General features: G+C 65.2%; 16 protein-coding genes. 2 read left to right on the forward strand and 14 right to left on the reverse strand.

Features of this window, described 5'->3' with window-relative positions; translation table 11 throughout:
• Positions 1-24: 24 nt before the first annotated feature.
• Positions 25-1,581 (forward strand): peptide MFS transporter, encoded by a 1,557-nt coding sequence (locus tag HNP98_RS12800; protein WP_173810464.1) that lies wholly within the window; start codon positions 25-27, stop codon positions 1,579-1,581.
• 118 nt (positions 1,582-1,699) lie between these two features.
• Here the strand turns inward: HNP98_RS12800 and groL are convergent, their stop codons facing one another.
• The 14 genes from groL to HNP98_RS12870 all read right to left on the reverse strand — a co-directional run bounded on the left by groL (position 1,700) and on the right by HNP98_RS12870 (position 16,095).
• Complete coding sequence (groL, locus tag HNP98_RS12805; protein WP_173810465.1) at positions 1,700-3,346, reverse strand: chaperonin GroEL; 1,647 nt, start codon at positions 3,344-3,346, stop codon at positions 1,700-1,702.
• A 53-nt stretch (positions 3,347-3,399) separates the two neighbouring features.
• Positions 3,400-3,690: a co-chaperone GroES gene (gene groES, locus HNP98_RS12810; RefSeq protein WP_068232777.1), complete on the reverse strand. Its 291-nt coding sequence runs from the start codon at positions 3,688-3,690 to the stop codon at positions 3,400-3,402.
• 219 nt (positions 3,691-3,909) lie between these two features.
• On the reverse strand, positions 3,910-4,281 hold the full coding sequence (gene secG, locus HNP98_RS12815) for a preprotein translocase subunit SecG (RefSeq protein WP_173810466.1): 372 nt from the start codon (positions 4,279-4,281) through the stop codon (positions 3,910-3,912).
• 23 nt (positions 4,282-4,304) lie between these two features.
• Positions 4,305-5,696, reverse strand: a complete 1,392-nt coding sequence (locus HNP98_RS12820) for a hypothetical protein (RefSeq protein ID WP_173810467.1) — start codon at positions 5,694-5,696, stop codon at positions 4,305-4,307.
• A gap of 129 nt (positions 5,697-5,825) precedes the next feature.
• Complete coding sequence (locus HNP98_RS12825) at positions 5,826-6,350, reverse strand: LptE family protein (RefSeq protein WP_217425757.1); 525 nt, start codon at positions 6,348-6,350, stop codon at positions 5,826-5,828.
• A gap of 46 nt (positions 6,351-6,396) precedes the next feature.
• The gene (locus HNP98_RS12830) at positions 6,397-7,698 is read right to left on the reverse strand and encodes a sigma-54 interaction domain-containing protein (protein WP_173810468.1); all 1,302 of its coding nucleotides are present in this window, start codon (positions 7,696-7,698) and stop codon (positions 6,397-6,399) included.
• Positions 7,699-7,719: 21 nt separating this feature from the next.
• Positions 7,720-8,070, reverse strand: a complete 351-nt coding sequence (locus tag HNP98_RS21560) for a type II toxin-antitoxin system HicB family antitoxin (RefSeq protein ID WP_246275122.1) — start codon at positions 8,068-8,070, stop codon at positions 7,720-7,722.
• A gap of 30 nt (positions 8,071-8,100) precedes the next feature.
• Entirely contained in the window at positions 8,101-9,537 is a 1,437-nt protein-coding gene (gene miaB / locus HNP98_RS12840) for a tRNA (N6-isopentenyl adenosine(37)-C2)-methylthiotransferase MiaB (RefSeq protein ID WP_173810469.1), read from the reverse strand.
• 190 nt (positions 9,538-9,727) lie between these two features.
• Entirely contained in the window at positions 9,728-11,017 is a 1,290-nt protein-coding gene (locus HNP98_RS12845; protein WP_217425758.1) for an anthranilate synthase component I family protein, read from the reverse strand.
• 37 nt (positions 11,018-11,054) lie between these two features.
• The gene (locus HNP98_RS12850) at positions 11,055-12,623 is read right to left on the reverse strand and encodes a tetratricopeptide repeat protein (RefSeq protein WP_173810470.1); all 1,569 of its coding nucleotides are present in this window, start codon (positions 12,621-12,623) and stop codon (positions 11,055-11,057) included.
• Between the two features lie 90 nt (positions 12,624-12,713).
• Positions 12,714-13,484, reverse strand: coding sequence for a zinc ribbon domain-containing protein (locus tag HNP98_RS12855; RefSeq protein ID WP_173810471.1), 771 nt, complete (start codon positions 13,482-13,484; stop codon positions 12,714-12,716).
• Positions 13,474-14,595: a Nif3-like dinuclear metal center hexameric protein gene (locus HNP98_RS12860; RefSeq protein WP_173810472.1), complete on the reverse strand. Its 1,122-nt coding sequence runs from the start codon at positions 14,593-14,595 to the stop codon at positions 13,474-13,476. Before HNP98_RS12860 ends, HNP98_RS12855 begins: the two co-directional genes overlap by 11 nt.
• Positions 14,596-14,725: 130 nt before the next feature.
• Positions 14,726-15,415 carry a uracil-DNA glycosylase family protein gene (locus HNP98_RS12865; RefSeq protein ID WP_173810473.1) on the reverse strand — a complete coding sequence of 230 codons (690 nt, stop codon included), beginning with the start codon at positions 15,413-15,415 and terminating at the stop codon, positions 14,726-14,728.
• A 20-nt stretch (positions 15,416-15,435) separates the two neighbouring features.
• Positions 15,436-16,095 (reverse strand): DUF6992 family protein, encoded by a 660-nt coding sequence (locus tag HNP98_RS12870; RefSeq protein ID WP_173810474.1) that lies wholly within the window; start codon positions 16,093-16,095, stop codon positions 15,436-15,438.
• A gap of 120 nt (positions 16,096-16,215) precedes the next feature.
• Between HNP98_RS12870 and lpxK the strand changes: the two genes are divergently transcribed.
• Positions 16,216-17,277: a tetraacyldisaccharide 4'-kinase gene (gene lpxK, locus HNP98_RS12875; protein WP_173810475.1), complete on the forward strand. Its 1,062-nt coding sequence runs from the start codon at positions 16,216-16,218 to the stop codon at positions 17,275-17,277.
• Positions 17,278-17,286: the final 9 nt, after the last annotated feature.

The following is a 17,286-nucleotide window of genomic DNA, read 5'->3' on the forward strand; positions in this document are numbered from 1 at the left end:
TCTTCTCACTTCTACTCCTGTTGTATGCAACCTGCCGCCGCTCAGCGCGAGCAATCCGCCTCTACCAGCCACCCGCGCGGGCTGTACCTGCTCTTCGCCACCGAAATGTGGGAGCGGTTCAGCTACTACGGCATGCGGGCCGTGCTGGTGCTGTTCCTCACCAAGGCGATGATGATGGACAAGGCGTTTGCCTCCAAGTTCTACGGCGGCTACACCAGCCTGATTTACCTCACCCCGCTCATCGGCGGCTTCATCGCCGACCGCTACTGGGGCAACCGGCGCTCCATCCTCATCGGCGGGGCCCTGATGGCGCTGGGGCAGTTCACACTGTTTACCGCGGCTTCTTACTACGGCCCGGCCGCCACCCACGCCCTCAGCCACCAGCTGCTGTACCTGGGCCTGGGCCTGATGATTCTGGGCAACGGCTTTTTCAAGCCCAACATTTCGTCGATGGTGGGCTCGCTCTACAGCGCCACCGACAAGCGCAAGGACGCGGCCTACACCATCTTCTACATGGGCATCAACCTGGGCTCGTTTTTCGGCAACACCGTCACGAGCCTGGTGGGCGACACCGGCCGGTCCGAGGATTTCCGCTGGGCGTTCCTGGCCTGCGGCATCGCCATGGTGCTGGGCACCTTTTTCTTCCAGTGGGGCAAAACCCGCTACCTGCACACGCCCACCGGCGAGCAGGTGGGCGAAACCCCGGCCCACTCGGGCGGCATCAAGGGCGTATTTGCCCTGCTGCCGGTGCTGCTGGCCGTCATGATCGGCATCCTGTGGCTCGATTCGGCCAAGTTCGCCACTATCGCCCCGCTGCTGGGCGTAGCCGTGGTAGTCATCGCCTTCATGATTTTCAGCGACAAGTCGCTGAGCGGGGCCGACATCCAGGGCATCCTGGTCATTTTCATCGTGTCGTTCTTCGTGGTGTTTTTCTGGGCCGCGTTCGAGCAGGCCCCGGCGTCGCTCACCTTTTTCGCCGACGAGCAGATGAACCGCAACCTATTCGGTTATACGCTGCCGGCCAGCCTGTTCCAGAACCTGAACGGCTTTTTCGTGGTGGCCGGGGCCCCGGTAATGGCCCTGTTGTGGACGGCCCTGGGCCGGCGCGGGGCCGAGCCGCCGTCCCCCGTGAAAATGGCGATGGGCCTGGCCCTGCTGGCCCTGGGCTACCTCATCATGTGCTTCGGGGTGCACAACGTGCAGCCGGGCGTGAAGGTGAGCATGTTCTTCCTGGTGGCCCTCTACTTCTTCCACTCCATCGGCGAGCTGTGCCTCTCGCCCATCGGCCTCTCGCTGGTCAACAAGCTGGCCCCGGCCAAGTTCGCCTCGCTGCTGATGGCCGTGTGGTTCCTGGCCAACGCCGCCGCCAACTACCTGGCCGGTTACATGAGCAGCCTCTATCCCGACCCCAAATCGACCAAGCCCGCGCCGGTGCTGCTGGGTTTCCACATCGAAAACCTCTACGACTTCTTCCTGGTGTTCGTCGTGTCGGCGGCTGTGGCGGCGGCCCTGCTGTTCCTCATCAGCGGCAAGCTGGCCAAGATGATGGACGCCCGCAACCACGCGCCAGCCGTCGCATAAGGCCGTACACGTAAAAGCAAAAAGCCCCGCCGGACCAACGTCCAGCGGGGCTTTTTTTACGGAATTTAACGAACCAACGGAATCCGTTCTTATCCGTTAAATCCACTTAATCTGCGGTCTACATCATGCCGCCCATACCACCCATGCCGCCCATGCCACCGTCGCCGTGGCCACCGGCCGACTCCTTGGGCTCGGGCTCGTCCGAAATCACGGCTTCGGTCGTCAGCAGCAAGCCGGCAATCGAGGCCGCGTTTTCCAGCGCGAGGCGGGTTACTTTGGTCGGGTCGATGATGCCCGCGGCCACGAGGTTCTCGTAGCGGTCTTCGCGGGCGTTGTACCCGAAATCGCCGCTGCCTTCGCGCACTTTCTGCACCACCACCGAGCCCTCGCCGCCGGCGTTCTGCACGATGCAGCGCAGGGGGGCCTCCAGGGCGGTGCGGATGATGTTCACGCCGGTGCGCTCGTCGCTGTTGTGGGTGTCCACCGCGGCCAGGGCCTCAATGGCCCGCACCAGGGCTACGCCGCCGCCGGGTACCACGCCTTCCTCCACGGCGGCGCGGGTGGCGTGCAGGGCATCGTCCACGCGGTCCTTCTTCTCCTTCATTTCCACTTCGGTGCTGGCGCCGATGTAGAGGATGGCCACGCCACCGCTCAGTTTGGCCAGGCGCTCCTGGAGCTTCTCCTTGTCGTAGTCGCTCGTGGTGGTTTCCATCTGGGCCTTGATCTGGGCGATGCGGCCCTGAATGGCTTCCTTGTCGCCCTTGCCGTTAACGATGGTGGTGTTGTCCTTGTCGATGATGATTTTCTCGGCCGTGCCCAGGTACTCCAAGGTGGCGTTTTCGAGCTTGTAGCCCTGCTCTTCGCTGATGACGGTACCGCCCGTGAGGGTGGCAATGTCTTCGAGCATGGCCTTGCGGCGGTCGCCGAAGCCGGGGGCTTTCACAGCGGCAATTTTCAGCGAGCCGCGCAGCTTGTTCACCACCAGGGTGGCCAGGGCTTCGCCGTCCACGTCTTCCGAGATGATAACCAGGGGCTTACTGGTGCCGAGTACTTGCTCCAGCACGGGCAGCAGCTCCTTCATGGTGCTCACTTTCTTGTCGTAGATGAGCACGTAAGGGGAGTCGAACTCCACTTCCATCTTCTCCGGGTTGGTCACGAAGTAAGGGGAGAGGTAGCCGCGGTCGAACTGCATGCCTTCCACCGTTTTCACTTCGGTTTCGGTGCCGCGGGCTTCTTCCACGGTAATCACGCCTTCCTTGCCCACTTTGTCCATGGCATCGGCAATCATTTTGCCGATTTCCGCGTCGTTGTTGGCCGAAATCGTGCCCACCTGGGCAATCTCCGAGTTGTTCTCAATCTTTTTCGACTGAGACTTCAGGTTGGCCACCACGGCGATAACCGCCTTGTCGATGCCGCGCTTCAGGTCCATCGGGTTGGCCCCGGCGGCCACGTTCTTCGAGCCGGCCGTGTAGATGGCCTGGGCCAGCACGGTGGCCGTCGTGGTGCCGTCGCCGGCCTGGTCGGCCGTTTTCGAAGCTACTTCCTTCACGAGCTGGGCGCCCATGTTCTCAATCGGGTCGCGCAGCTCAATTTCCTTGGCCACGGTCACGCCGTCCTTGGTAATCGAGGGGGCCCCGAATTTTTTGTCGATGATGACGTTGCGGCCTTTGGGGCCCAGGGTCACCTTCACGGCGTTGGCCAGTTTATTGACGCCGGCCTGCAAGCGGGCGCGGCCTTCGGTGTCGAATTGGATGTTCTTAGCCATTTTGAATGGTAAAACGGGGGTTTGTTAAAGGTTGAACGGACAGGTCCGCCGGCTTACAATACAGCGAAAATGTCCGACTCGCGCATGATGAGCAGGTCTTCGCCATCGACAGTGATTTCCGTGCCGGCGTACTTGCCGTAGAGCACCTGGTCGCCCACGGCCACCTGGGGCTTGATGAGCGAGCCGCTGTCGGCGGTTTTGCCTTCGCCCACGGCCACTACTTCGCCGCGCTGGGGTTTCTCCTTGGCCGTGTCGGGGATGATGATGCCGGACTTGGTTTTCTCCTCGGCGGCGGCGGCGCGGACGATGACGCGGTCAGCCAGCGGTTTCATGCTAAGTGCCATTCTGGGTTTGTTAAGGTTAAAGGATGGGGAAAAACTAGGGTATGCCGCCCACCGGCACTTCCCGTGCCAGGGCCCAAAACCTGACAAAATGCGCCGGTTTGGGCCCCAAAGTGGCAAAAATGGCAACAATCTCGACCATAAAAAACGCCGGCGGCCCCGCGTGATGCGGAGCCGCCGGCGCTGTATTTTTCAGTGGGCGAGCGCGGGCGTGGCCAGCTGCTACTTGGCGGGTTGAGGAACCGGGGCGGGCTGAACCGGGACTGCCGTGCCGGGCGTAGTACCCGGGGCCGGCAGCGACGGAGCCGCGGGTAGCTTGGTTTCCAGCGCGCGCTGCTGGTTCACGCTGCGGGCGGGGCCGGCTACGCCCTGGCCCAGCATGTGGGTGCCAAGCGAGAGCACCACCAGGGCGATGGCGAAGCCCCAGGTGAGTTTTTCGAGCAGGTCGCCGCTGCGCTTTACCCCAATCATGCTGGCCGCGCCGCCGGCGCTGAACTGGCCGGAGAGCCCGCCGCCCTTGGGGTTCTGGGCCAGTACCACCAAGGCCAGCAGGAAGCACACGAGAAGAATTAGAATCAGTAAGGCAGTGTACATGAGGTAGGAAAAGCCAGCCGGGTTTAGTGGGCCGGGGGTTGTAGCTGTTGGATTTGGGCCGCAAAGTACGCCATTTTTTCCGGCTGTTTCACCATCAGCCGCTCGTAAATCTCGACGGCGCGGGCCGTTTTGCCCTGCCGCACCAGTATTTGCGCCAGCCCCTCGGAGGCCAGCTCGGCTTCGGGGCGGGTGCTGCGGGCGCTCAAATCGGCCTGGGCCCCGGCCCCGACCGACGACAGCATGGCTGGGCGAGTGAGGCGCGGCTGTCGGCGCAGAAAGTTGTTCACCAGGTCAACCGCCGTTGGCAAGTCGGGCGGGCGGTGGGCTTCCCAGTGGGCCAGCAGCAGGGCATCGGGCGCAAAAAACTCGCCGCGGGGCGGTACCGCCGCCGCCGGAAACGCCGCGTCGGCCGCTTGGTCGTCGGCCTCCCACGAGTTCCGCAGCTGCATTGCGAACCCCAGCCGGCTGCCCCCGCTCAGGCCGTAGCCCAGGTCAACGTCGCCGGTGAAGGCCGCGGGCGACCACGCCGGCTGGCCAGCCTCTTCGGGCCGGGCGGCCGGCTCCGGTGCGGCCAGCGCCAGGGTAGCGGCGGCGGCGGCCCACTCGTCAACCAAGCCCGGTAGCTCGTAAACAGGCCCTACGGGGGCCGTCAGAGCTTCGTTTAGGCCAAACTCCAGCCGCGCCACGCCGGCATCTTCCGGGGGGCGGACGGGCGGGGCTGCGGCGGGTAGCTCAGGCTCGTTCGGGCCCTGGGGCAACGCGTCGGCGGGAGCCGGCTGAGGCGTTGCCAGGGCCGCCGCCGCAACGGCTGGGGCAACATCCAACTCAGTTGGCTGGGCCTCAGTTGGCAAGGGTTCGGCCAGTTCAGTGGCTTGGTTCGTTGCGGGTAGGGCCGTTGGCGCTTCGGCCGCCATGGCTTCGGCTACCGGCGCATCAACTGTCGGTGTCACGGCTGTTGGGTTGCTGGCCGCGGCGGGTGCCGGAACGGTGGTTTCTGCCGTGGTAACGGGTTCGGCGGTAATTTCAGCCGCTGGAGCCTCCTCTGTTACCTCCCCAGCCGCTGGGGCCGCTGCCGCCGTGGCCCCAGCGGCTTCGCTGAGGCTTGGTTCCACGGGTGGCAAACCGCTTGGCCTGTCAGCCACAACGCTTTCGTTGGCATTGGCAACAAGCACCGCGGCCGGGCCCACCTGCTCGATGAGGCGGCGCAGCAGTTCGCGGTCGGCGGCGTAGGTGGCGGCGCGGCGCAGGCGCTGGCCGGCCAGCATGGTGCCCTGGTCGTGGGCGGCCTTGGCCAGCAGCAGGTGGGCCGTTTGGCAGTACGGGAAGGCCTGGGCCAGCTGCTCCAGCTCGCGCACCTCGGCCGGCGCGATGGCCGTGGCGTGGTCGAGGACGTGCAGGAGGGCGGCGCGGGTCATTTCAAGTTAGGAGTTAGGAGTTATGGGTTATGAGTTTTTCAAAGGAACAAGCTGCGGCGTTACCAACAGAGCGGTTCGACTAAAATCGCGCAACCCATAACTTATAACCCATAACTCATAACTAGACAATTACCAGTTGGCCACCGATTTATTAAAAATATCGGTGATGATGTTATTGGTGATTTTGCGCACCGCCGTTTGGTCGTTGTTCACGGCCGCGATGTCCTGGGTGGACTGAAAATCGCCGAAACTCTGGAACACCTGGTCGAAGCTCTGCTTGTCGTCCTTGCCGTTGGTGAAGCGCACTTTTACCTGCACGGTGAGGCGGTTGGAGCCGGCCAGGTCCACGTTGTCCACCTTTTGGATGGCGGCCGGGGCGTAGTCGTAGGCCACGATGCTGCCGTCGAACTGAATGTCGCCGTCGCGCGGCACCAGCTTGAGGCTGGTGTTGCGCTGGAAATAGTCTTTCAAGTCTTCCGTAAACCGCTGGGTCAGAAACGCCGGCGCGGTGGGCGCGGTGGTCTGAATGGTTTGGATGGAGAACGTGCGGATGGCCGGGTCGATGTTGGTGCCATTGAACGAATACACGCCGCAGCCCGCCAACAGCAAGCTGATGGCCACCAGCGAATAGCGGACGCCACTTTTGCGCAGCATTCCTAAAAAGCTAACAGCTAACAGCCGATAGCTAATAGCTAATAAACTACACTTGTTCGAGGTCATATTGCTTGAGTTTGCGGTACAAGGTGCGCTCGGAAATGCCCAGGTCGTGGGCGGCGTACTTGCGCTTGTTGTGGTGCTTGCGCAGGGCCTTGAGAATCATCTCTTTTTCCTTCACGTCCAGCGACAACGTCTCTTCCTCGGTTTCGTGCGTGATGTCCTCCACGGGTTGCACCTCGTCGTCGTAGCCGTCGGGCTCGGCGTGCAAAACCGGGCCGGCCGGGGCCCCCAGAAAGTACTCGGCCGCCGGGGCCCCGTCGAACCCGTTGGCGGCGCTGGCCGCGCCCGGAGCAAACAAATGGCTGTTTTGGCGCAGCAGCTCCTGGGTTTCGTGGGGGCGCTGGCCGGCGGCCAGCTCCAGTACCAGCTTCTTGAGGTCGGTCATGTCGCGGCGCATGTCGAACAAAATCTTGTACATCAGGTCGCGCTCCGAGTAGCCGCCGGGGCCCTCCGCCGCGCCGCCCGTGCCCAGCAGCATGGGCAGCTGGCTGGTTTGGGCAGCGGGCAGGTACTTGGCCAGCTGGCGGGCGTCCAGCTCGCGCTCGGTTTCGAGCACCGAGATTTGCTCGGCGATGTTCTTGAGCTGGCGGATGTTGCCCGGAAACCGGAACCGCGTGAGCAGCTGCACCGCGTCGGGCGTGAGCGAAATGGGCTTCACGCGGTGCTTCTCCGAAAAATCGGCCGTGAACTTGCGGAACAGCAGGTAGATGTCCTCGCCCCGCTCGCGCAGCGGCGGCACCGTAATCGGCACCGTGCTCAGGCGGTAATACAGGTCCTCGCGGAAGCGGCCGTTGCGCACGTTTTCCAGCAGGTTCAGGTTGGTGGCGGCCACCACGCGCACGTCGGTCTTCTGCACCTTGCTGCTGCCCACGCGGATGAACTCGCCGTTTTCGAGCACGCGCAGCAGGCGGGCCTGGGTGCCGAGCGGCATCTCCCCAATCTCGTCCAGGAAAATGGTGCCGCCGTTGGTCACCTCGAAGTAGCCCTTGCGCGCCTCGTTGGCCCCCGTGAACGAGCCCTTCTCGTGCCCAAACAGCTCCGAGTCAATCGTGCCCTCCGGGATGGCCCCGCAGTTGATGGCGATGAACTGCCCGTGCTTGCGCGGTGACAGCGCGTGGATGATCTTCGAGAACGACTCCTTGCCCGACCCGCTTTCGCCGGTGATGAGCACCGTCATGTCGGTAGGGGCCACCTGCGTGGCCACCTGGATGGCGTAGTTCAGCGCCGGCGCGTTGCCGATGATGCCGAACCGCTGCTTGATGGATTGAATTTCTTGCGGAGTCAAAGTCAGTCAGTTAAAGTGCCGTCAGGCAACAATTTGCAGGTGTTTGCGCGGAATTGGAATTTCACGTCCCAAATCGCGGGCAAGCTCTATCCAATGGCCGATGGCCACTTCGGAAGCCGTAAGGGCTTCGGCTTTAGTAGCTCCATCGGCTACGCAGCCCGGCAGGTCGGGTACTTCGGCCAGAAACTTCCGGTCGCCGGGGCTCCAGGAAATGACAATCGGATAGAAATCCAAGCTGAGAGCAGGGGCCCCAGGACGAATTTTACGTGGGAAGTTCTTGACTATCAACAGTCTGATTACTAAAAACGCAACACCTCCAACCAACAGCAAGTTGAACACTTGCCAAATCAACATTGAGTTTTCAGGTATCATAATTCGTCGTTTGGAAAGTGAAACAAATTATTAACTAACCGCTTCGCCTAAAAGCGTACTGGCCGACGACGAATGCACGAGCACATCCACGTAGTCGCCTTTCACGAATTTTTGTTTTGGAAAGATGACGACTTGGTTCTGGCTGTTGCGGCCGCTGAGGTGCTCTTTCGAGCGTTTCGAGAAGTTCTCGACCAGCACCTTGTGCACGCGGCCGATGCCGCGCTGGTTGCGCTCGGCGCTGTGGAGCTGTTGTAAATCAATGATTTCCTGGAGGCGGCGCTTCTTGGTTTCGAGCGGAACGTCGTCGGCCAGCTTGCGGGCGGCCAGTGTGCCGGGGCGCTCCGAGTAGAAGAACTGGTAGGCCATGTCGTAGCGCACAAATTCCATCAGGCTCTTGGTGTCCTCGTGCTCGGCCTCGGTTTCGGAGCAGAAGCCGGCAATCATGTCGGTGCTGATGGCGCAGTCGTCGCCCAGTATTTCGCGGATTTTCCGCACCCGGTCCTCGTACCAGGGCCGGTCGTAGGTGCGGTTCATCAGGCTGAGGACGCGCGAGTTGCCGCTCTGCGCGGGCAAGTGGATGTACTTGCAGATGTTCTCGTGGCGCGCGATGGTGTGCAGCACCTCGTCGGTGATGTCCTTGGGGTGCGAGGTGGAGAAGCGTACCCGCAGCGCGGGGCTGATGAGGGCCACGCGTTCGAGCAGCTGGGCAAAGTTGACGTGCTCGGCGCCGTCGGCGCTGGTCCACTTATAAGAGTCCACGTTCTGGCCCAGCAGGGTCACCTCCTTGTAGCCGGCGGCCACCAAGTCGCTGGCTTCCCGCACGATGCTGTGGGCATCACGGCTGCGCTCGCGCCCGCGGGTGAAGGGCACCACGCAGAACGAGCACATGTTGTCGCAGCCGCGCATGATGCTGATGAAGGCCGACACGCCGTTGGAATTGAGGCGCACGGGCGTGATGTCGGCGTAGGTTTCCTCGCGGCTGAGCAGCACGTTCACGCCTTTTTGGCCGCCGTCGACCTGGCTGATGAGCTGGGGCAAGTCGCGGTAGGCGTCGGGGCCCACCACGAGGTCCACGATTTTCTCTTCCTCTAAGAACTTGCTCTTCAGGCGCTCGGCCATGCAGCCGAGCACGCCCACCAGCATGCCAGGGCGGCGCTTCTTGTGGGAGTTGATTTGCTTGAGGCGCATGCGCACCGTTTGCTCGGCCTTCTCGCGGATGGAGCAGGTGTTGAGCAGCACGAGGTCGGCGGTGGCCAGGTCCTCGGTCAGGTCAAAGCCCTCGTCGTAGAGGATGCTCGACACGATTTCGGAGTCCGAGAAGTTCATCTGGCAGCCGTAGCTCTCGATGTAGAGCGAGCGGGGGCGGCCCGTGCGGGTGGCGGCGCTCACGCGCACCTCGCCGCCGGGGGCGTGCTCGGGAGCAGCGGCTTTGTCTAAAAAATCGAGGGTCAGCAGGGGTTGGGACATGGGCAAGGCCGCTTTTCGGCGGGCCGCAAAGATACGGCTTCCCACCGGAAAATGACAGAATGGCAGGGCGGGTCATTTACCAGTTAGCAATCAACATTTAACAGCTAGCGCATTGCGTTCCACCGTTTCGCTACGCAAAGACCCCGTACTACTTACTGTATTATGATTGTTAAATGTTGATTGCTAACTGTTAAATGATGCTCGTGCCCAGCGCTTCCAGCAAGCCCTGGGCTTTGAGCAGGCACTCGGCGTATTCCTGCTCGGCGTCGGAATCGTAGGTGATGGCCGAGCCGACCTGGAAGCTGAGGTAGCCGGTATCGGCGCGGTACTGGAGGCTGCGAATCACCACGTTGAAATCAAAGTTGCCGTCGGGGCCCACGTAGCCGATGCTGCCGCTGTAGAGGCCGCGCCGGCTGCGCTCGTAGTGCTCGATGAGCTGCATGGCGCGCACCTTGGGGGCCCCGGTCATGGAGCCCATCGGGAAGGTGGCGCGCAGGATTTCGGGCAGCGCCACGCCCGGCCGCAGTTCGGCTTCCACCGTCGAAATCATTTGCCACACGTGGCGGAACGGGTAGAGGCCAAAGAGTTCGGGCACGCGCACGGTGCCGGTACGGGCCACGCGGGCCAGGTCGTTGCGCACCAAGTCCACAATCATCAGGTTTTCGGCCCGCTCTTTTTCATCGGCCAGCAAGGCTTGGCGTTGCTGGGCATCTTCGGCGGGTGTGGCCCCGCGCCGCGCCGTGCCTTTGATGGGCTGCGACACGATGCCAGGGCCCCGGCGGGCCAAAAACCGCTCGGGCGAGGCGCACAGCAGGTAGTGGTCGTGCCAGCGCACAAAACCCGCGAACGGGGCCGGCGAGGCCGCGTTGAGCCGCCAAAACAAGTCCGTGGGGTTCAACTGCACCCCTTCGGCGTAAAATTCCTGGCACAGATTCAATTCGTACACCTCACCGTTGAGGATGTCCTCGCGCACGGCCGCCACGGCGCGCAGGTAGTCGGCCTTGGGCAGGCGCGGGCGCAGGGCCGGCACGTGCGGCGGGGCCCCGGCCGGCCGGGGCGTGGCCAGAATATCATCCAGAATTCCTTCCGTAACCCCGTGGATTTCCACGTTTTTGGCCTGCCAAACGAGCCAGGTAGTGGGCGTGAAGAAGTGCAGCAGCGGCCACTCCAGGGCCCCAAAGTTCTCGCTGGACAAGGCCTCAATCTCGTTTTTGAGGTCGTAGGTGAGGAAGCCGCACCGCGGGCCCTCCGCCGCCGGCTGAGCCAAATAATCTTCCAGCCCGGCCAACGAGTGCGGGGCCCCGGGCGCGGCGTCGGCCACGGCCAGTAACCGCTCGAACGGGCCCTGCGGGTAGTCTAGGTCGTTGGGTTCGAAGTAAATGCAGTGCGCAAAGCCGGCCGCCCATCGCAGGGCTCGTCGCCGAAATTCCTCCGGGGCAATGGCGAGGCTGGCGAGGTTGATGCGAACGGACTGGCTCAAGGGAAGGCGAGGGAAGGGCGGAAAGGGGCGGCCAAGCCTACAACCCGCGCAGGGCCAGCTTGGCTTTGGCGTCGGTGCTGTTTTTGTACTCGTGCCCGGGCGAACGCAGCGCCTGTTCGAAATAGGCCCGGGCCTGGGCCCGCTGGCCGGCGGCCCGGGCCAGGTAGCCCAGCTCCAGCGCCGCCTGGGGCCCGAAGTAGTAGGCGTTGTCGGGTGCTTGGTTCGACAAGGCCAGGGTTTGGGCGTAGGCCAGGCGGGCCGAGTCGGGGCGGCCCAGGCCCTGGTAGGCGCGGGCGTAGCGGTAGGGGGCCTCCAGCCGGTCGCGCAAGGGGGTGGCGGCCCCGGCCCGGAAGCCGCGCAGCGTGGCCAGCGCCGGCCGGTAGTAGCCCCCGTCGAGCTGCAAGCGGGCCCGGGTGAGGACGGGGTTGAGGGCCAGCGCGTTGTGGTAAAAGCGCTGGGCGTACGCGTCTTCCTCCACCGTTGTGGGCCCCGCGAGGTTGATTTGCTGACGGTAGCGCTCCACGGCCGCCGCGGGTTGCCCGCCCAGCCACGCCGCCAGGTAGAGCTTAAACGCCGTGTCTTTGCGGTAGTTCTGGCCCCGGTACTCGCGCAAAAACTGCGAGTTTTCGCGCTCCGAACCAGCGTAATCGGCCTGGTAGAGCAGCAGGTCGCCGGCCAGGTGGTGCAGGTAGGCGAAGGGCAGGTAGGCCGGGCCGACGGGCCGGGCGCGGTAGGCGGCCAGGGCGGCCGCGGTTTGGTGCTGGCGCTTGAGCACGGCGGTGGCCACGTAAGCAAAAAGCAGATTATCTGGCTGTTGGGTGGGCAAAAGATCCGCGAGCCGCAGGGCCTCGGTGGGCTGTTTGAAGTACGTCTCGCGGATGAGGGCCCGGAACAGCTGGCTCTCGGCCTGGAAGGCGTTGGGCTGGTCGGCGGCCCGGCCCAGGTTGGCGAGGCCGGCGTCCACGTCGCCGGGAAGGCCCAGCAGGCGCAGCAGCCAGTGGTAGCCCTGGGGCAGCGTACCGATAGCGAACTGCCCCAGGCCCAGCGTGGTGCGGGCGGGCACAAAATCCGGGTACTGCTGCGCCACGGCCTGGATTTGCTGGTAAGCCCGGCGCAGCTGCCAGGCCCCCGCTACCTGGTGCCCAAAGCCCACGTGCTCTAGGCCCAGGTGCAGCCGGATTTCGGTGCGGGCGTAGTCGCGCCAGGGCCCCGCCGGGGCATCGTCCAGGGCATCGAGCCGGGCCTGCTGGCCCGGCACCAGCTGCGCGTAGCGCGCCGCGTCCTGCGAGGCCAGCAGCTCCACGAAGTCGGCGCAGTCGGCCACCAGCAGCGGGGCGGGGGCCCCGGGCGCGCGGACCAGCTCGGGGGCCAGTAGTTGCCGGGCGGGGCCCAGGCGCAGCTTCAGCACCTCGGCGTAGGCGCGCCGGCTGGCAGGCGGCAGCTGGTTGTCAGCCGTTGGCACCGCCGGCTCGGGGCTGGTCGCCTCACCGTTCAGGGGGCCTTGCGGTACGAAAGCCGTCAGCAGCCACAAAGCCGCCAGGGGCCCCAGCCCCCGGGCCGGCGGTGGGGAGAAGCGAAGTGCGTGCCTGCGAAATCGTCGGAGCATGAAACGGGCCATCAACAAAAAAGGAACGGCGCGGGGCCGTTCCTTTTACGCTTTCTCTTGGACCGACAACGAGTTGCCAAGAGTTGAAAACTAAACGTTGGCGGTGGCGCGGCCTTCCACGTCGGCCAGAATGCGGCCGCAGTGCTCGCACACGATGATTTTTTTGTGCGAGATGATGTCGGCCTGGCGCTGGGGCGGCACCGTGTTGAAGCAGCCGCCGCAAGCGTCGCGGCGCACCAGCACCACGGCCAGGCCGTTGCGCACGTTGCCGCGGATGCGGGTGTAGGCCGTCAGCAGGCGGGGCTCCACCGGGGCGGTGGCCTCCTCGCGCTGGGCCAAGATGCCGCGCTCTTCCTCTTCGTTTTCGGCGATGATGGTGTCCAGCTCGCCCTTTTTGGTGTCGAGGTCCTTGCGGCGCTCGTCGAGCTTGCTCTTGGTGCCGGCGATTTCGGCGTTTTTCACGTCGATCTGGTACTGCGACTCCTTGATTTTCTTGTCCGAAATCTGGATTTCGAGGCGTTGCAGCTCCATTTCCTTGGCAATGGCTTCGAACTCGCGGTTGTTGCGCACGTTCTGCTGCTGCTCGTCGTATTTTTTGATGAGCGTCTCGGCGTCTTTGCTGGCCTGCTTGCGGCTCTTGATGAAGTCGTTGAGGCCCTGAATGTCCTCGTCGAATTTCTTCACCCGCACTTCGTAGCCGGCAATCTCGTCTTCGAGGTCGCGCACTTCCTCGGGCAGGTCGCCGCGCACGCGCCGGATTTCATCCAGCTGGGAATCAAGGTGCTGCAACGCGAGCAGGGCTTCCAGCTTGGTGGCTACGGGAACATCGGCGTGGGCCAGGGCGGCAGCTTTAGCAGTCATAGTGAACGGGATTCGTAGGAGTGTCAGCGAATAAGACCGCAAAAGTACGCCCAAAACCGGCCAGGAGCAAATCGCGGAACACCTCGCCCGTGAACTGCTCGCTCTCGAAATGGCCCACGTCGCAGAGCATGAGCCGGCCCTCGGCCCCAAAAAACTCGTGGTACTTCACGTCGCCGGTCACGTAGGCGTCGGCCCCGGCCGCCCGCGCCGCGCCGATGAGGAACGCGCCCGCCCCGCCGCACAGCGCCACAGTTTTTATCTCCCGCTCAAACGCCGTGAAGCGCACCACCGGCACGCGCAGCTGCTCCTTCAGCCGGGCCCGGAAGGCGGCCGGGGCCAGGGCCTGGGGCAGCTCGCCCACCAGGCCAGCACCCACGTCCTGGTGCGTGTTTTCGAGCTTAACCAGCTCGTAAGCAATTTCTTCGTAGGGGTGGGCCTGGCGCAGGGCCCCCAGCACGGCGGCCTGGCGGTGCAGCGGCAGCAGCACTTCGAGGCGCGTTTCGGGCACGGTTTCGGGGCGGTTTTCCTGGCCAATGGCCGGCCGGGTGCCTGCGCCGGGCGTGAAGGTGCCCAGGCCGTCGGCGCGGAAGCTGCACGCGGTGTACTGGCCCACCTGGCCCGCGCCGGCGGCGTACAGGGCCCCCAGCACGCGGCCGGCCACGCCGGCAGCTTGGTCCTCGGGGCGGTTGGGCACGTAGGTGGTGAGGCGGGCCAGCCGGCCGCTTTGCGGGGCCAGGGTGCGGGTTTTGGCGAGGCCCAGCTTCTCGGCCAGCTTGTCGTTCACGCCGCCGCGCACGTTGTCGAGGTTGGTGTGGGCGGCGTAGATGGCCACGTCGTTTTTCAGGGCCAGCATAATGGTTTGCTCCACCTCGCTGGCCCCGGTGAGGCGCTTGAGCGGGCGAAAAATGACCGGGTGGTGGGCCACCACCACGTTGCAGCCGCGGCGCACGGCCTCGGCCACCACGGCCGGCGTGCAGTCGAGGGTGATTAGAACGCCCGTAATCTCAGCCCGTGGGTCGCCGCACTGCAGGCCGGCGTTGTCGTAGCTTTCCTGGTAAGCGAGGGGCGCGGCGGCTTCGAGCAGCTGGGTTAGGTCGTGGACGGTGGGCATTTTCATTGCATTTAACATTTATCAATTAACATTTAACAGCCGGGCAGGGATGATATAGCCGCGGACGTCGGCAGTTGAATGGCCCTTTGGTTGGACCAAAAGTCCGATGTTAAATGGTGACTGATGAATGTTAATTGACCAGGCATTCGCCCAGCGCTTCGACGTAGCGGGCCACGTTGGCGTCCACGTCGCGGCGGTGGTACTGCATGAGGTAGCGCGGGTGGTCGAGGACGATAATCTTTTTGAACAAGCCCAGCTCGTCGTTCAACCAATTGAAGAAGATGCCGTTGCGCTTGCCCAGGCTCACGGCTACGTCGGTGCGCAGGCCGAAGTCCGCCACTTGCTGGCGCAAGGAGAGCTGCATGTCGGGCCACAGGGACTTGGTGAGGGCGGGCGCGTCGTAATAATTGTAGTTCAGTCCATTGTGCAGCAGCACCAGCGGGTAAACCGAGCCCAGGTAGAAATGCTGGTAAAATACCGTGGGCCCGCCCAGGGCCGCCACTACCTTGTAAATGAACTGGCTGGAGATTTCCGGCCGCTGCCGGGGCAAGCCGTGGGCGATGCCGCAGAATTCGGCCAGGGCCCCCGGGTCGGTGAAGGCCACGCCGGTGCGGCCCATGCCCAGCCGGCCGGGGTTGATGCCCAGCACGGCCACCCGGGGCCGGTGGTCGGCGTAGTATTTCTGGGCAAACCGGCCGAGCAAGTCGTACACCGCCGGCTCGCGGAACGGGCTCAGCGCCTCCACGCCGGCCGGCAGGGCCGCCGTGGGCAGCGGGAAGGTGCGCAGAAAATGCAGCAGGTGGTCGGCGAAAGTGGGCATGGGGCAAGATACGGGCGAAATCAGCGCAGCGGCAGCACCACGGCTACGGCCCCGGGGCCCAGGCGCACGCGGCTCAGCAGCGGGTACAGGGCCTGGCCGTGCCGGTGGTGGGCGGCGTACTGCGCCCCGTCGAAGAGCAGCAAAAAACCGCCTTGCAGCAGCAGCGACTGCCCATAGCCGCGCCAGCGGTTGGGGTTATCGGCGGCGGGATTGTGGCTTTTTTCCAGCAAGAACAAACCCGTGGCGACGTAGGCCACGTCGAGGCCGGCGTTGAAGAGGTAGATGTTTTCGGTGCGCAGCTGGCCGCGCACGGCCCCCGCGCGGCCGGTGGGGCCCGCGGTGGGCGCGCGGGCGGCGCGGCGGGCGGCGGCGTAGCCGGAGGCGGCCAGGGCCAGGTTGATGGCCCCCCAGCCGATGTTCATCTGGTGGAAATAATGGGCCGAGCCGTCGGTTTGGCCCGTGGCGACGCCGCTGACCAGCAAGTTGCCCGCCGCCCAGCTGCCCAGCGCCGCCAGGCCGCGCTGGTCGAAACGGCGGCGCTCGGCGTCGAAAGCAGCCAGTGGGCCGGCCGCGGCGGGTCGGGCGGCTGGGCGCAGGGTGTCGGCGGCCCCGGACTGGGCCCGCAGGGGCCCGGCGGCCAGCAGGCCCAGCAGGCAAGCGAAAAAAACCAGGTGGCGCATGGCGGGAGGCGGTGGGTGAACGGGAATGCGTTGCAAGCAACCACGCGGCCGCCGATTTGTGCGGCCGGCCCCGCCCCGACCGTACTTTTGCGGGCCCTTGCTTTGGCACTTTGCCCGCGTATGCCTGCTGGACTAGCTTTTCTACTGCTGCCGTTTTCCTGGCTCTACGCCGGCATTATGGCCGTTCGCAACGGGCTGTACGACCGGGGTTGGAAGCAGTCGGAAGCCTTCGCCGTGCCGCTGGTGGGCGTGGGCAACCTGCGGGTGGGCGGCACCGGCAAAACGCCGCACGTGGCCTGGCTGCTGGAAGAGCTGCTGCGCCAGGGCCACCGCCCGGCCGTGCTCAGCCGCGGCTACGGCCGCCGCACCCGGGGCCCCCGCCTGGCCGGGCCCGCCGATTCGGCGGCCACGGTCGGCGACGAGCCGTGGCAGTACTACGAGCAGTTTGGGCCCCGGGGCGTGCCCGTGGCCGTGGCCGAAGCCCGCCGCCTGGGTGTGGCGCTGCTGCTGCACGCGCACCCCGAAACCACCGTCGTCGTGCTCGACGATGCCTACCAGCACCGCGCCGTGCGCCCGGCCCTGAACCTGCTGCTCACCGAATGGGCCCGGCCGTTCTACGCCGACCACGTGCTGCCCGCCGGCCGCCTGCGCGAAAGCCGCGCCGGGGCCCACCGGGCCGACGTCATCATTGTCACAAAAAGCCCGCCCGGGGCCCCCGCCGCCGCCCGCGCCGCCGTGGCCCGGCGCATCGGCCGCTACGCGCGGCCCGGGGCCCCGGTGCTGTTTTCCACCTACGCCTACGGCCCCCCGCGGGCCCTGGCGGCGGCCGCTGGGCCGCCCGCGCCGGCGGGCCCGGCGCTGCTGCTCACCGGCATCGCGCAGCCAGGGCCCCTGCGCCGGCACCTCGAAGGCCTAGGCTACGAAATAGCCTGCCACGCCGACTTCCCCGACCACCATGCCTTCCGGCCCGCCGACTTCGCGGCGCTGCGGGCGCATTGGCGGCCCGGCTGGCCTATTTTTACCACCACCAAGGACGCGGCCCGCCTGGCCGATCCGGCCCTGGCGGCCGCGCTGGCCGGGTTGCCACTCTATACCATCGCGGTGCAAGCGGCGTTGGACGCGGGGGCCGCGGCCGGGCTGCGCGCCCGGCTGCCCGCGCCGCCGGGGCCCCGTCCGGCCTGACCCGCCGCG

The sequence above is a fragment of the Hymenobacter caeli genome, assembly GCF_013294115.1.
GTDB lineage: Bacteria > Bacteroidota > Bacteroidia > Cytophagales > Hymenobacteraceae > Hymenobacter > Hymenobacter caeli.

What these genes read in the sequence shown, in the direction of transcription:
- HNP98_RS12860 (WP_173810472.1), bottom strand. Translation starts at nt 14,595, where the DNA reads ATGCCCACCGTCCACGACCTAACCCAGCTGCTCGAAGCCGCCGCGCCC.
- groL (WP_173810465.1), bottom strand. Translation starts at nt 3,346, where the DNA reads ATGGCTAAGAACATCCAATTCGACACCGAAGGCCGCGCCCGCTTGCAG.
- HNP98_RS12865 (WP_173810473.1), bottom strand. Translation starts at nt 15,415, where the DNA reads ATGCCCACTTTCGCCGACCACCTGCTGCATTTTCTGCGCACCTTCCCG.
- HNP98_RS12855 (WP_173810471.1), bottom strand. Translation starts at nt 13,484, where the DNA reads ATGACTGCTAAAGCTGCCGCCCTGGCCCACGCCGATGTTCCCGTAGCC.
- HNP98_RS12820 (WP_173810467.1), bottom strand. Translation starts at nt 5,696, where the DNA reads ATGACCCGCGCCGCCCTCCTGCACGTCCTCGACCACGCCACGGCCATC.
- secG (WP_173810466.1), bottom strand. Translation starts at nt 4,281, where the DNA reads ATGTACACTGCCTTACTGATTCTAATTCTTCTCGTGTGCTTCCTGCTG.
- lpxK (WP_173810475.1), top strand. Translation starts at nt 16,216, where the DNA reads ATGCCTGCTGGACTAGCTTTTCTACTGCTGCCGTTTTCCTGGCTCTAC.
- HNP98_RS12800 (WP_173810464.1), top strand. Translation starts at nt 25, where the DNA reads ATGCAACCTGCCGCCGCTCAGCGCGAGCAATCCGCCTCTACCAGCCAC.
- miaB (WP_173810469.1), bottom strand. Translation starts at nt 9,537, where the DNA reads ATGTCCCAACCCCTGCTGACCCTCGATTTTTTAGACAAAGCCGCTGCT.
- HNP98_RS12825 (WP_217425757.1), bottom strand. Translation starts at nt 6,350, where the DNA reads ATGCTGCGCAAAAGTGGCGTCCGCTATTCGCTGGTGGCCATCAGCTTG.
- HNP98_RS21560 (WP_246275122.1), bottom strand. Translation starts at nt 8,070, where the DNA reads ATGATACCTGAAAACTCAATGTTGATTTGGCAAGTGTTCAACTTGCTG.
- groES (WP_068232777.1), bottom strand. Translation starts at nt 3,690, where the DNA reads ATGGCACTTAGCATGAAACCGCTGGCTGACCGCGTCATCGTCCGCGCC.
- HNP98_RS12850 (WP_173810470.1), bottom strand. Translation starts at nt 12,623, where the DNA reads ATGCTCCGACGATTTCGCAGGCACGCACTTCGCTTCTCCCCACCGCCG.
- HNP98_RS12870 (WP_173810474.1), bottom strand. Translation starts at nt 16,095, where the DNA reads ATGCGCCACCTGGTTTTTTTCGCTTGCCTGCTGGGCCTGCTGGCCGCC.